The sequence below is a fragment of the Nocardia vinacea NBRC 16497 genome, assembly GCF_000308835.1.
Classification (GTDB): Bacteria; Actinomycetota; Actinomycetes; order Mycobacteriales; family Mycobacteriaceae; genus Nocardia; species Nocardia vinacea.
Window position 1 is genome coordinate 1 of record NZ_BAGN01000125.1, and the last position, 15007, is coordinate 15007.

Sequence of the window (15007 nt, forward strand, 5' to 3'; positions counted from 1 at the left end):
CGATCCGGTGCATGCCGATGACGGCGATCAGGCCGTCGCCGTCGAGCCGGGCCGAGTCCGCGCGTACGCGATCGATGCAGCTCGGCGGTTCCCAAGGCTCGTCGACCCGAGTGATGCGCGCGTCGGTCGGGGACGGCGGGCTCGGCGTCTTCACGCCGCCGAGTAGTGCGACCTGTTCGCACAGCGCGATGGCCCGTGCCGGATCGGTGAATTCGGGCGCGACGTAGGATAGCTGCGTCGTCCCGTACAGGATCGTCAGCACGGATTCGGCACTGGCGATGAAACCTTCCAGCGGCGCGGATGTCGGTTGGCTGATTGCCCTGAGCGATACCGCGAGCAGCAGCGCGTCCAGCGCGAGCAACTGTGCGAACGGCCGTCGGATCTGTTCGCTCATCAGGACTTCGGGTACGAAATCGACGCTGAGTGCGGGGGAGGTGAACTGCTCGTCCTCGCTGTACTCATACTGGCTCGACCGCGGCAGTTGCTCGAGCCAGGTGCTGGCGAACGCGCTGAGCGCGGCGGCCGGTGTGCCTGCCTTCGCGCCGCCGGCGGGCGCGGGAGCCTGTTCGGCTTCGTGTGCGAGCACCGCGAGATATAGCGCCCGTTTGCCCGGAAAATTGGAATAGACCGCACCCCGCGTCATATCCGCGCGCTCGGCGATGCCGTCGACCGTCGCGCCGCGGAATCCGCGCTGCGCGAACTCGGACTTGGCCGCGGCCAACACCTTTCTGCGGGTGGCGTCCTGCTGCTGTGCCCTCGTCAGACGAACCATCGGTCCCTTCGCTGTTCCCTTGCTTCCTGCGGCACCGCGCAGCGTACCGGTTCGATACTCGCGCGCGGTGCTACGAATGGCGGAGATGTAGCTGGTGGCGCGGCGATCGTGCCCTGTTCGGCGTTGTCATGCACATTCGGATGCGTCTATCATCCAAATGGTAACAACATCTCGACTGTCGATGTCCTCGCGCGTCAGTTGCCGCCGTCTGACCGCGGAGGGGATGGTCAGACGGCACCGGGCAAAGGGCGCCCGCCAAGTGGATTCCGGTTCGCGTTGTGAGCTGTCCATACACGCGTTGTGCCAGCGCTTATCGCACCGACCGGTCCGTACGCGAGAGTCTGGAACTGTTGCGGGTCAAGGAAGCGTTCGCTGAACACAATCCGTGCAAGCAGTGTCTGTACCCGAGGTAGCCGACCGTGTTTGTGGTGGATACCAGGTGGTTCGGCGGCGGCTGACGAGATCGCCCAAATTCTGGTCGAGCGGTTCCGCGGCGGCGCGATCCCGGCTTACGTTCGGGCCGAACAGTGCGCTTGCTGATCGGAGGTGCGAGGTGTGCAGTGGCCCGCGTTTGGCCGCGCTGTGCACTGTCGGCGTCCTCGCGTGTTCGGGCGGTATCGCGCTCGCGGATTCCGCATCGGACTCGGACGCGCCGATTCCGGTGCGTGCCTTGGTAGCCGCGCGGCAGGCACCCGATGGGTCACGACTGCTCGCCGCGGCGCAAGGTCCGGGGCGAATACTCGATTTGACCGTGTACTCCGAGGCGATGGGGCGGGCCGTTCCCGTCGAAGTCCTCCCCGCGGTGGACAATTCGAAACCGGCACCCGCCTTGTACCTGCTCAATGGCGTCGACGGCGGTACTGATACCGGGGTCTGGAGTGACGGCAGCAATTGGCTCACCAAGACCGATGTCGAGCGGTTCTTCGCCGATAAGCAGGTCACCGTGGTGATGCCGGTCGGAGGCGGTGGCACCTTCTTCGCCGATTGGCAGGTGGACGATCCGGTGATCGGCAGACAGCGCTGGACCACCTTTCTCACCGGGGAACTGCCGTCGATCATCGACTCGGCATTTCGCGGCACGGGCGCCAATGCCATTGCGGGGCTTTCGATGGCGAGTTCGGCGGTATTCCGACTCGCCGTCGCCGCACCCGGTCTCTATCGTGCCATCGGTTCCTATAGCGGTTGCGTGCGCACCAGTGACCTGCCGGGCCAGGCGATGGTGAATGCCGTTGTGGCCGCTCGTCGCGGCAATCCGCTCAATATGTGGGGTCCGCCCACCGATCCGGCGTGGGCCGCCAACGATCCCTATCTACATGCCGACCAGCTGCGTGGTACGACGATCTACGTATCCACCGGCACCGGGCAACCGGGACCGCTCGACACCCTGGACGGACCGGGCATCAATGCGAATCCGGTGAAACTCCTGGACCAACTGTTAATCGGTGGTGTGTTGGATGCCATTACGGCGGGCTGCACCGAACAACTGCGTGATCGACTCCGGGAGTTGGATATTCCGGCCACCTTCGATTTTCGGCCCACCGGCACGCATTCCTGGGGATATTGGCAGGAGGACCTGCACAATTCGTGGCCGGTACTCGGTGCGGCGCTGGGGCTGTGAATCGGAAATAGTGTCGTCGAACAGCGGCAATGTGGATTCGCTATTACTCGGTTGCGAAAGTGGTCGATTACCGCCCGATCGGCTCGATCGTAGGCATATCCGGCCGCGGTGCCGACGGTCGAATTCGAAGCTTCCCGGATCGCACAAACTGTCGCAGACATCGCTTCCGACCAGGCGTGGTTTCAGCGCGGCGGCGGGAGTTGTGTGCTGACTACTGTCTGCAGTCAGGATATTTTGTGAATAGTCGCAGGGATATCGATTTCGCTCATCCGCAACTGCCGCAAGCGATTTGAATACCCCATATCGTCGCCGACAGGAGGACTTGTGCGCACCGCATTCCGTGATCCCGGGATTCCCGATGGCGAGAAATCCGTGTACACCGTCGGTATCGCGGATCAGCCGCATCGATTCGAGGTGACCAGTGTGGTTGCGCAGGAGGACGACGGCTATCGCTCGACCGTCGAAATGCGCCCGGGTGACGGGGATCCGACGATCCGGATCGAACAGCGCTTTCAGCGGGTCGACGGTTGGCTGCGCGCGGAAGACTATCGCGCCGAAACTTGCTCCGGCAATAAGGTGGTCTCGCGCGAGGAGGCGCATTTCGTCGACACCACGCACCTGCAGTTCGGCAGCGGTATAGCGCCTTTCCCGTCGAATATCATGCCGCTGATCGGCGGTCTGACGCTGCTACGCGGGCTGGATTTCAGCGAGGGTGCGGTGGAATCGCTGGATCTGTGGCTGGCTTTCTCGGTGCACTGGCCGCTGGCGGCGCGGGTAGCGAAGCAGACGACCATCGAGGTGCCCGCCGGACGCCTGAGCAGCTGGCCCGTCCACCTGCGGCCCGGCTTCGCGCATGTGAACAGCTTCTTGGACAAGGTGATCGGGGGTCTCATCCCGTCATCCATCGCGCACTTCGACGCGGCCCCGCCACATCGGCTGGTGCGGTTCAGCTTCCCGACCGAGGCGATGCCATCCGATCCACGCGGCCTGATGGAGTTGGTCACCTAGTACCGACGACCGATGCGAATACCGCCCGCATCGCGGACACATAGCGATCCACCGATTCGTGCGCCACCGGGGTATCGGGATAGATGACGCTCAACGACGTCCCCGTCGGCAGCCGGTTGATCCACACCAGAACCTCTTCGGACGCAGCGCGATTGGCGTACACGCCGCCGCGTATCTCGCCGAAGAATTCGTGCCCGATAAAGTCGCGCGCGTCCACATACGAGATCATCGGCGTCGACCAACCCGGCCCAGCCTTGATATCGGTATCGGCGGGCAGCAACTCCAGGACACGGTGAAATGACGTTGGTGCCAGTCGAATACCGTTTTCATAGGCCCGCTGCGCAATGGTCACGGCGCGGGCGAAGCTGGAGGTGCCGATCGGGAAGGCCACCGGAACAAGTGACACATACCAGCCGACCGAGGCGCGTTCCGCCGGGGACGTGCGGGTGCTGATCGGTGTCATGCCGAAGTAGTAGTCGCTGTCGACGAGTTCGCGTTCGGCCAGCGCCGCCGCAGCGAAGACGCCACCGACGAATTCGGCATCGTTCGCACGACAGATCTCTTCGAACCGCCGTGCGTCGTCCTCCTCCATCAAAGTGATAGTGCGATGGGCACTGCGGTTGTAGCCATCCGTTTGTTTTCCGAGACCCAAAGGGAAGGAGGGCAATTCGCCGTCATTGCCGCGGATCAGCTCCAGCCATTTTCGAACGCCGTGCGAGGCGAGGGTCAGCGCGGCGGTGTACTGGCGTTCCATGATGCAGTAGTCGAGATAGCTTGCGGCCAGGGGCAAGTCCTCGACAGCCGGCCAGACCTGCTGGGCGTAGAGGTGGGCCAGGTCGAAACAGGACAGGTATTGTCCGAGCCCGTCGGTGTGCAGGTGGTCGACGGCCAGGTAGACCGTGGTCGACTCACCGTGCTCGATCGCGCCGAAGGTGAAGCAATCCCATTGGAACGGACCGGGTGTCGTCTTCTGCACGTGTTCGCGGATGGCTTCGGCGTCATCGAGGTGGCCGTAGTCGATCGGCACGAAGTCGACTGCATCCGGGGCGACCAGGCGCCGCCGCACCGTTCCATCGGCATCGATGGCGAACCAGGTCCGAAAGGTGTCGTGGCGCAGGAGGAATGCATTGATGACGCGCGTCATCGCATCCAGGTCGAGATCACCGATCGGTATCTCGGCCGTAACCAGACACAATCCGGAGTAGCGGAAGTCGGCGGCGGCGTGCCGATCGGCCAGGCGCAGATACTGCTCCTGCTGATGTGACGGCGGCGCGGGATGGACGGGCGCCTGCGCGGCCCGCGCCACCGATTCCGGTGCGGCTACCCAGGTGACCAGCCGACCCGGGGCCGGGTTCCATTCGTCGATGAGCCCGAAATCGACCACAGCGATACCTCGATTCGTCGATAGGGGTGGTCAGTGCTGCGGTGCGGCCATCGTTGCCACGGCGCTCGATCCGTTCGCGGCCGCGGTGTCGTGTGTGGCCCCATTGGTCGCCGGCAGATCCGGAATCGGTTGTGGCCGGCCGGGCTCGGCGGCCAGAATCAACTCGGCCACCTTCGGACCGGCCTGTTCCAGGCTGAACGATCTACCCATCTGCAGCGACATCAGGTCTATGCCGAGGGCTTTCGTGACGCGGGCGCCCAGTTCCACCGCCATCAGCGAGTCCAGTCCGAGTTCGGGCACCGGTACAGTCATATCGATCGAATCCACCGGCACGCCCATGACCACGGCGAGTTCCGCGGCCATCTTGCGGGCAATGAACTGTCCGCGCTTGGTCTCGTCCATCTCGACGAGTTCGGACCGCAGCTGGGCCAATTCGGAAGTGTCCTTGGCGGAGGCCTTGGCCAGTTCGATGGTCCGACCGGTGCGGGTCAGCTGCGGGAAGGTACCGGTGAGCTTGGCCCAGTCGGTGGGGATGATCGCCGCCCGCGTTTCGCCCAGGCGCAGTGTCTGCTCCAAATAGGCGGTGGCATCGGCCATATCGATCGGTCCGAAGCCGACCAGGTCGAGGTATTTGACGGCCGTTTCGTCGGCGGCCATCCCGCCGCTCGCCCCCGAAAGGTGGCCCCAGCCGATGCACAGTGCTCGCTCGCCGGCCCTGGACCACGCTTCGGCCAGCGCCTCGACCGCCACATTGGCCGCGCAGTAGTTGTATTGGCCGTAGATCCCGTACATCGAGCCGCCGGAGGAATACAGCACGAACATGTCCAGCCGGATACCCGCCTCGGTGACCGCACGATGCAGGGCGCGCGCACCGTGCACCTTCGGCAGGTACACCTTGGCCAGTTGTTCGTGTTCCATCTGCTCGAGGCGGTTATCGGCCACCGAGCCTGCCGCGTGGAAGATGCCGCGCAGCGGGTGTTCGATGCTATGAGCACGGGCCACCACATCCGCGACCGCGTCGGTGTCGGTCACATCGACCAGTTCCTCGATCACCTCGATGCCGACCGTGCGCCAAGCCTCGAGCTGCCGACGCGCCTCCTCGGTACTCGCACCGCTCCGGCCGAGCAGAACCAGTCGGCGCGCGCCGCGCAGTACCAGCCAGCGACCGGTCGCCATCCCGAATCCGCCGAAGCCGCCGGTGACGAGATATGTTGCGTCGGAGTGTATCTCGATTTCGGGGAGATACGGCCGGACGGGCGGCTCCGGCGAATCCATGCGCAGTGCGATCCGGGCCAGCCGCGTCGATCGAATGACCTCCTCGAAGGCCTTGCCCACCTCCTCGGTCTCGAACATCTGGTACGGCAGGGGCCGATAGATCTCCGCGAGGACCTTCTCGTACACCCGCTGCAGCAGCTTTGCCAGCCGCTGCGGACGGACCGCGACGAGGCGGTCCAGATCCATCGAGTAATAGGCCACGTTCTTGTCGAAATTGGCCAGCTCCAGCAGCCCGCCGGTGTAGATATCGGCCTTGCCGACCTCGACGATGCGCCCGAATTCGGCGACGGCATTGAAGTTCTGGCGCAGGATCTCCCCGGGCGCGCTGCTGAGCACCACCTCGGCCCCTTTGCCGTCGGTCAGGGCCAACACATCGTCGACGAAGTCGAGCGACCGCGAGTTCACCGCGTGATCGGCGCCGAGGGCGAGGATATGTGCCCGCCGCTCATCGGAACTCGCCGTACCGATGATCCGCGCTCCCAGCGCCTTGGCGACCTGAATGGCGGCCGTCCCGACGCCACCTGCGGCTCCGTGGATCAGCACCGTCTCACCCGGCTCCAATCGGGCCAGATCGAGCAGTGCGTATTCGGCGGTGCCGAAGGCGATGGTGCTGGTGCAGTATCCGGGGTCTGCATCGGGCGGCAGCGGAATGGCCAGCTGTCGATCGACGATCGCGAAGCGTCGCATCATGCCCTTGGCCGCGACGGCGACCAGGTCGCCGACGGATATGCCCGCTACCTCGGCGCCGACCCGCACCACGGTACCGACGCCCTCCATGCCGGGCACGGTACCGAAATACGTTGGTGCCAGATCTCTTTCGCCGAGCAGACCGATGACCTTGAGTGGATCCTTGTAATTCAGCCCGATGACCTGCATGCGTACCTCGACCTGATCGGAACCCGGTTCCGGGCGCGGGCACTGCCGCCAGGCCAGCGCCGACAGCAGCCGGGTTCTGGGGAGTTCGAGCTCGAAATTGGCCTCCGGATCGGTGAGCGGCTCCGGGGCATCGAGCACCTCGAGACGCTCGGACAGCGGTTTGGTCACCACGGGCACCCAGCGTTTGCCCTCGCGCAGCAGCACCTCATCGGCATTGTCGTGCGAAAATGCCCCGGGCACAGCCAGTTCCGCGAGCAACTCGGCGATGGTGGTGTCGGGCTCTACATCGATGAGTCGCCACCGCAAGGGTGTCTGCTCGTTCAGTAGCACCCGCCGCGCCCCGGCCAGCGCCGCCTGTCGAGAATCGGGCGCGATCGCACTGTCCGGCAATGTGAATGCGCGCTCGGTCACCAGGGTGACGTGGGCCGAACCGTCGCCGAAGACCGTCTGCGGCGCGCCGCCGGACGACGGTGGGTCGGCGAATTCGTGCACGGCGACCGCGATCCGCTTCAGCGTCCACAGGTCCGCGAGATCGTCCTCGACGGTGCCGACGACCACACAGACGTGCAGCCGCTGCACTTCCGCCGTCCGAGCGGCCAGCAGGTGCGTGACCAGTTCCGCCGCGGGCTCCGGCCCGGCCGAATCGACCAGGTAGAGCCGTGATTCCGGGATCGCTTCCGCCAATTGCTCGGCGCGGCTGCTCTTTCCGAGCGCGACGACCACCATGGCAACCGAATCGGTATCGCCCAAAGCGGCCGGATCGATGGGATCGCGCTGTTGCATGGTCTCGGCGTAATAGAAATCGGCCATGCGGTGCAGTGGATCGTCGCCCGGCTTCAGCGCACCGATCTGCAGTCCGGTCAACCGCAGCACCAGATTCTCTTCGCCGTCGAGCAGGTCCACATCGGCGCGCAGCCGGGCCCGGGGATCGCGGCGCGCGACGACCGTGATCTGGTCGGGAATCGGCGCGAGCAACCGGACCGCCGCCACCCCGACGGGCACCATAATGCCCTCATTGATCCGCTCGTCGGCGAACAGCAGCGCCGCGGTCTGCATCGCGGCATCGACCACCGCCGGATGCGCGAGATGTCCGGAGTCCGCGGCGATCGTGCCGTCAACCGTAGCGACCACGGTGTCCTTGCCGACCCGCACCGAGGTCACGCGCTGGAAGGCTGGGCCGTATTGCAGGCCCGCCGCCGCCAGGCCGGAGTAGAACATCTCCGGATCGATGTCGATACCGACATCGATGGTCGGAACGGTGGCTTTCGTGGGTGCGTGGCTGCCGGTCAGTGTCCGGCCGAACGAGTGCACGGTCCACGCCGTCCCGGTGGCATTGCGCGATCTGATCAGGAACCGTCCACTGGACTCCTCGACGCTCAATGCCATGAGCGGCACATCCGGTGCGCCCATGATCAGTGGCGCGACGAACCGAACCTGTTCCAGCGCAACCCGTTTGACGCCAAGCCTGGTGGCGGTCGCACTGAGCGCGGCATCGAGATACGCCGCGCCCGGCATGATCCGCACCCCGTTGACAACGTGATCGGCCAGCCAGGGCAGCAATTCCGAACCTACCTGCAACAGCCAGTCCGATCGGCCCTCCACATCCGGATCGCCGAGCATGGCGTAGCTGTCCGGCGTACCGAGCCTGGCCTGCTCGAAAAGCGGGAGCGTCGAATGCAGCCGGGTCCGCTGCCACGGATAGCGGGGGAGCGGCACGTGTGCGGTAGCCGGACGGTCGGCCGGGAACAGCACCTCCTGATTCAGCACACCGGCGCCGTAGAGACCGATCAGGGTGCGACGGATGCTGGCCGAGTCCGGCTCCTTGCGATCGAGCGTCGCAACCGTGGTGCCGGGTACATCCGCGTCGAGCAGCGCCTCGCGAATATTGCCCGACAGCACGGGATGCGGCCCGACCTCCAGGAATACCCGATTGCCCGCGGCGATCACCTTGGTGATGGCATCGAAGAACCGCACCGGCTGACGGACATTCGCGCACCAGTACTCGGCGTCCCAGTCGGCATCGGTGACGAGGTCACCGGTCACGGTGGAATACAGCGGTACGCGCGGCGGGCGCGGCGACAGATCCGCGAGTTCTGTACGCAGCTCGTGCAGGATCGGATCCATCAATCGGCTGTGATACGGCACCTCCACACGCAGCCGACGCGCGAAAGCCGCATCCTCGGTGAGCTTTTCGGCGATCTCGTCGAGCCGGTCGACATCCCCGGACAAGGTGAGGGAGTTCCCGCTGTTGATCGCGGCGATATCCACGCGCGGATCGTCACCGACGAGTTCGCGGGCCCGCTCGGGCGTCAGTCCGACCGCGAGCATGCCGCCCGATCCGGCGGTGGTCGCCTGCAATCGGGCTCGGTGATAGGCGACCCGGACGGCCTCCGGCAGCGTCAGCATCCCGCTCACGTAGGCCGCCGACACCTCGCCCACACTGTGACCGACCACGGCGGCGGGCGAGATCCCGAATTGCGCAAGCTCATCCACCAAAGCGACCTGCACCAGGAAGTTGGCCGGTTGCGCCACCTCGGTGCTGGTCACACGCGACTCCCCCTCGGCCCGGAGCAGCTCCTCGATAACGGACCAACCCGAGACCGCACCGAACTCCGCATCGATCCGCGCCGCGCTGTCGGCGAATATTCCACCGGCGGAAAGCAATTCGCGCGCCATACCCCACCACTGCGGGCCCATTCCGGAGAATACGAACACCGGCTCGTTGTTGCGGGAGACAACGGTGCGCACCGCATCCCGGCCCGCGCCTGCGGCGAACCGCCGCAGATCCCTGACCAGGTCTTCGGTTTCGCCGACGAGGACGCCGGTGCGGTAGTGATGGTGGGCCAGCCGCGTCCACGCGGCCTCGGCCAGGTGATCCGGATCGGCACCCGCGCTGATCAGGTCGGCGAAACGCGCGGCGAGGGCGCGAGCAGCACCGGTGCTGCGGGCCGAAATGGGCAGGATGCCATGATGGTGTCCCGGTTTCGGCGGCACCCGTTGCGCCCGGTATTCCTGCAGGATCGCGTGCGCGTTGGTGCCGCCGTATCCGAAACCATTGACCGCGATTGTCATCGGAGCGGCACCCGGGGCCAGCGGTTCGGCGTCCACCTGCACGCGCAAGCCCAACTCGTCGAACGGAATGTCCGGATTGGCCTTGTCCAGCCAGCCCTGTGGCGGAATCGTGCGATGCCGAATCGCCAACGCCGCCTTGATCACACTCGCGACTCCGGCCGCGGCCTCCGTGTGACCGAGTGTCGCCTTGACCGAACCGACGCCGAGAATGCTCGAACGTCCCGCCGGAGCACCGAACGCGCGACCCAGTGCGCGCAATTCGACCGGGTCCCCGACCAGGGTTCCGGTGCCGTGGGCCTCCACATAGGTGATGTCGTCCGGGGATAGGCCGGCCCGCGTGCGCACCGAACGTGCCAGTGCCTCTTGGGAATCGGCGTTCGGCACGGTGATTGCCGTTGTCCGCCCGTCCTGGTTGGATCCCGTGGCCTTGACCACGGCGTAGATGCGGTCACCGTCGCGCACCGCATCGTCGAGTTTCTTCAGCACCACCATGCCCGCGCCCTCGCCGCGGCCGTAACCGTCGGCGGCTGCGTCGAAGGATTTGCAGCGGCCGTCGGCGGCCAGGAAGCTGCCCTTGCACATCAGCACGAATGTCTCCGGCTGCAGCATCACATTCACGCCGCCGGCCAATGCCACCGTGCAGTCGCCGTTGTCGAGTGCCTGGCAGGCCAGATGGAAGGCGACCAGCGACGACGAGCACGCCGTATCGACGGTGAGTGCGGGACCGGTCAGGTTGAGCGCGTAGGCGATTCGATTGGACAGCATGGTGTAGGACGCGCTGGCCGGTGTGTGCATATCGGTGTGGAACAGCGCCGGACCCACCACGCCGATCACCGACTGGTCCACCACGAAGCCACCGACGTACACGCCGACCGGTGCACCGGCCGCCCGGCCCGCCATGCCGGCGTCGTCGAGGGCCTCCCAGGTCACCTCCAGCAACAGGCGCTGCTGTGGATCCAACACCGTCGCCTCACGCGGCGATATGCCGAAGAAGTCCGGGTCGAACTCCCATGGATCGATCGTCATGAAGGCGCCGTGCTTGGTGTAGCTGCGGCCCGGCGTGCGTGGATCCGGATCGTAGTACCGGCGGTAATCCCACCGGTCCCGCGGAATCTCGACGACACCGTCGCGCTTATCGACGACGAATTCCCAGAATGTGTCGGGCGAATCTATTCCGCCCGCATATCGACAGCCGATACCAACAATAGCGATATCCGACACGCAGTTCCTCCCGAATACGGCTACTCGTCGCCGCGCGAATAGGGCGATATGCATAACGAAGTCCAGCACAGTGGACAAACCGGGCCCGAGTCTATCGAGGTGGCGACGAGGGCCCGTGACATTCTGTAGATCACGTCGAAATCACGCCCCGCGGACTGTGAAGTAACCCAACTCGAGGGCCGAAGGACCTTGTGCCACCTGGTCTTTCGGCTCAGCTCACAATCGCGGTACCTGGTTTATTGTGCACTTTCGGAATCCATGTCGATTCCTGTGTGCATGGCGGTGGCATTGTTACGATCTAGCCGGTCGGCCCGCTCGACCGATTCACGCACGCATTAGGAGGCGGCGATTGTTCGCCGATTTCACGCAGTGGGCAGATATCATCGTTCGGCGACGATTCACGGTGATCGGCGTGATAGTCGTCGCAATGCTGGGACTGGGTGCGTACGGACTCGGGCTCGGCGATGATCTGAGTTCGAGCGGATGGGACGATCCGACCTCGGAATCCGCAAAGTCGGCGCGGTTGCGCGACGAAGTATTCGGGCGCGATCACAGTGGTGACGTCATCCTGCTGTTCCACGCGCCCGAGGGAGAGACGATCGATGATCCGGCATTCGCCGAGGTGATCGTCGACAGCCTCGATGCACTGCCGCGTCGCTTCCCGAATGAAATCGCGAAGATCAACGGAACGTACTGGCCCACCGAAACCGGTGTGGCGGTGCCGGATCTGTTCGGCTCCGAGGACCGCAAGTACGCCTTCGCTTCCATTGCCGTCAAAGGCCATGACGAGGCCGAGTTGATGCGCAACTTCCGCAAGGTCGCGGACGGTTTCGATATCCCTGGCATCGATATGGAGGTCGGCGGTGGGCAGCCGGTCGCCGGCGCACTCAACGACACCATGGTCCACGATCAGGCGCGGATGGAGGTGTTCGCCATCCCGGCTGTCGCGGTGTTGCTGTTCTTCCTCTTCGGCGGGGTTGTCGCCGCCGCGCTCCCGCTGATCGTCGGCGGGCTCACCGTGCTCGCGGCCTGGGGGGTCATTCGCGCCATCACCACCGTCACCGAGGTGAACTCCTTTGTCTCCCCGGTGGTTTCGATGATCGGTCTCGGCCTGGCCATCGACTACGGGCTGTTCATCGTGAGCCGATTCCGCGACGAACTCGCCGATGGCCACGAGGTACCGGTGGCGGTGCGGCGGTCGGTATCGACCGCGGGCCGCACGGTGGTGTTCTCCGCGACGATCGTGGTCGCGGCGGCGGGCGGCATCCTGCTGTTCCCGCAGGGGTTTCTGAGGTCGTTCGCCTACGGTGCGATCGTCACTATCGCACTGGCCGCGCTGACCGCAGTGACATTATTGCCCGCGCTGCTCGCCGTGCTCGGCCACCGCGTGGACCTGCTCGGATTCGACTGGTTCCGCAGGACCAGATCCGCCGACCAGGTGCCGGAGAATTTCTGGGGCCGCGTCGCCGCGGGTGCGATGAAAAGACCACTGGCCGTTGCGATTCCGGTCTGCGCCGGACTGTTACTGCTCATCGCGCCGGTGCAGCATCTGGCGTTCGGTGGCATTACCGAGCGATTTCTACCGCCGGATCATCCGACTCGATTGGCGCAGCAGCACTTCGACGAGATCTTCCCGCTGCGGCGGATCGATCCGATCTGCCTGGTCATGATCACCTACAACAGCCCGGATATCGAGACGGTGGTGACGCGCGCGCAGCAGGCCCCCGGCCTGGCCGCACCGTTCCCCAAACCGACACAGCGCCCGGCGCAACCGTTCGTCTACACCACCGAGACGGTGCTGGCCGGCTCCGCGGACGCCGACGCGACCATCGACTACCTGCGCTCCATGGAACTACCCACGGGGACAACGGTAATGGTCGGCGGCGAACCGGCAGCGCAGCGCGACAGCATCGATGCGCTGCTCCACCGGCTTCCGCTGATGCTCGCGCTCGTGTTCATCGCCACCTCTGCACTGCTGTTCCTGGCCTTCGGCTCAATCGTGTTGCCGCTCAAAGCGGCTGTGCTGAACCTGCTCGGCCTCGGGGCCACCATCGGCGTGCTGACCTGGATCTTCGTCGAGGGGCACGGGGCCGGACTGCTGGGTTTCACGCCGCAGCCGATCATGTCGCTGGTGTTGATGCTGATCGTGTCGGTGATCTACGGCCTGTCCACCGATTACGAAGTGTTCCTGCTGGCCCGCATCGTCGAAGCGCGCCGGGCGGGCGCGTCCACGACCGAGGCGGTCCGCACCGGAGTCGCGCGGACGGGCCGGATCATCTCTGCCGCCGCGCTGATCTTGATAGTGGTGACCGGTGTCTTCGCCCTGTCCGATCTGGTGATGATGCAGTACATCGCGCTCGGCATGGTCACCGCGCTGTTCATTGATGCCACCGTGCTGCGCATGCTGCTGGTCCCCGCGACTATGAAGCTGCTCGGTGACGTGTGCTGGTGGGCTCCGGCCTGGCTGCAGCACATCCAGCGGAAAGTCATTGTCCGCGAACCGACTACCGACCGCGCGGACGCGATGCCGATGCCCGGTCGTCGAGCGTAATCGGACCCGACGTCGGTTTGACGCTGCTCAGCTCGCCAGATCGGCGAGATGGCGCTTGCGGCCGGATTCGGCGGTCCGCACCGCCGCGGCGATCGCGACCACGGGCGGTACCCAGCGGGCCTCACTCGGAGAAATGCCCCAGCAGGCCGAACCGGCCGACAGGCGGGTCGGCGGGAGCGGGATGCTCGCACCGTCGGTATGCACGATGGCGCCGACACCGCGCAGTGCGCCGATCGCCATGGCCGCCTTGGCCGCGCCGACGACGAGGTGGATCTCGCGGCGCTGCGGGCCAGGGATTTCGATCACCGGACCGGACAGGTTGTTGGCCCGAAGGTACCGGCGCACGGTGGCGGCCAGTGCCCCGGTGAGTTCGATGGCCGAAATCTGCTCGTCGGTGATCAGGCAGACACCGTTGGTCGTTTCCGCGACCGTCCAACCACGTCGGCGGCAGTCCTGCACCGTATCCGATGTGGCCTCGGTGACGGAACTCGGAAACGTCGTCGGCACTATCTTCTCCGTTCTCGGCTCAAATCTGCGACCATCAGCGTCACATCCGTACCTGGGCATCAAATCTGTTCGGGCTTAGAGTTTCCCAACAGATTTCTTACGGCCCTGATTGTGCGGCGTTCCCAGTGCCGGTGACATCGCCCCGAGGTCGCGGCCGCTGTCCTCCTTTGGTCGTACTCGTATGCCGAGTCATTCGGGCAAACCGCGGAATTGCCGTGTGGTGCGGCATGTGCGAAACAGGTTGCGGCGGAGGCTGGATCGCTCGTGGTATCTCCGGATTCCATGTGCTGGAACATCGATTGCTGGAAAGTCGCCGCAGTGCGCGGCTGGTCTATTCGGACGAGTGGACGGCGGGGCGGCCCGTGCTTCCTCCGGTTAGAAGTGTGATCAGCGATGTCCCAGCCTCGGGCTCGAAGGCCGGATGTCTCGAACGCTGGTGCGACACCAGGAGATCGCGCGTCCGTCGCAGCCGGTGCCGGTCAGCCGAGCCGGCGCGCGACCTCGCCGAGGCCGGTGGCGATGGCCTCCTGCTGTTCGGGGGTGAGCACATCGATGAGGACGCGGCGCACCGTTTCGACGTGCCCGGGGGCGATTCGCTCGAGTCGGTCCTGGCCCGCTGCGGTGAGGTTGGCGATGACGCCGCGGATATCGGTGGGGCACGCTTCGCGGCGTACCAGACCGGCCTTCTCCATTTGGGTGACCTGATAGTTCAGACCGCTTTTC

8 protein-coding genes are annotated in these 15007 nt (G+C 65.3%); 3 read left to right on the plus strand and 5 right to left on the minus strand.

Annotated elements, in window-relative coordinates:
* The coding region (locus ON44_RS17475) for a TetR/AcrR family transcriptional regulator (RefSeq protein WP_040691354.1) at window positions 1–772 on the minus strand (772 nt) is incomplete at its 3' end.
* A gap of 553 nt (window positions 773–1325) precedes the next feature.
* Here ON44_RS17475 and ON44_RS17480 point away from each other — a divergent pair.
* Window positions 1326–2390 (plus strand): alpha/beta hydrolase, encoded by a 1065-nt coding sequence (locus tag ON44_RS17480; protein ID WP_083897944.1) that lies wholly within the window; start codon window positions 1326–1328, stop codon window positions 2388–2390.
* A 324-nt stretch (window positions 2391–2714) separates the two neighbouring features.
* On the plus strand, window positions 2715–3398 hold the full coding sequence (locus ON44_RS17485) for a hypothetical protein (RefSeq protein WP_040691355.1): 684 nt from the start codon (window positions 2715–2717) through the stop codon (window positions 3396–3398).
* Here the strand turns inward: ON44_RS17485 and ON44_RS17490 are convergent.
* Both ON44_RS17490 and ON44_RS17495 read right to left on the minus strand, forming a co-directional pair.
* Entirely contained in the window at window positions 3391–4782 is a 1392-nt protein-coding gene (locus ON44_RS17490) for a condensation domain-containing protein (protein ID WP_040691356.1), read from the minus strand. The genes ON44_RS17485 and ON44_RS17490 overlap by 8 nt on opposite strands.
* A 30-nt stretch (window positions 4783–4812) precedes the next feature.
* Complete coding sequence (locus ON44_RS17495) at window positions 4813–11226, minus strand: type I polyketide synthase (protein ID WP_040691357.1); 6414 nt, start codon at window positions 11224–11226, stop codon at window positions 4813–4815.
* A 349-nt stretch (window positions 11227–11575) separates the two neighbouring features.
* Between ON44_RS17495 and ON44_RS17500 the strand changes: the two genes are divergently transcribed.
* Window positions 11576–13777: an MMPL family transporter gene (locus tag ON44_RS17500; RefSeq protein WP_040691358.1), complete on the plus strand. Its 2202-nt coding sequence runs from the start codon at window positions 11576–11578 to the stop codon at window positions 13775–13777.
* A 27-nt stretch (window positions 13778–13804) separates the two neighbouring features.
* Here ON44_RS17500 and ON44_RS17505 read toward each other — a convergent pair whose 3' ends face one another.
* A complete protein-coding gene (locus ON44_RS17505; protein ID WP_040691359.1) occupies window positions 13805–14284 on the minus strand; it encodes a hypothetical protein in 480 nt (159 codons plus the stop codon).
* A 479-nt stretch (window positions 14285–14763) separates the two neighbouring features.
* The coding region (locus tag ON44_RS17510; protein ID WP_040691361.1) for a MarR family winged helix-turn-helix transcriptional regulator at window positions 14764–15007 on the minus strand (244 nt) is incomplete at its 5' end.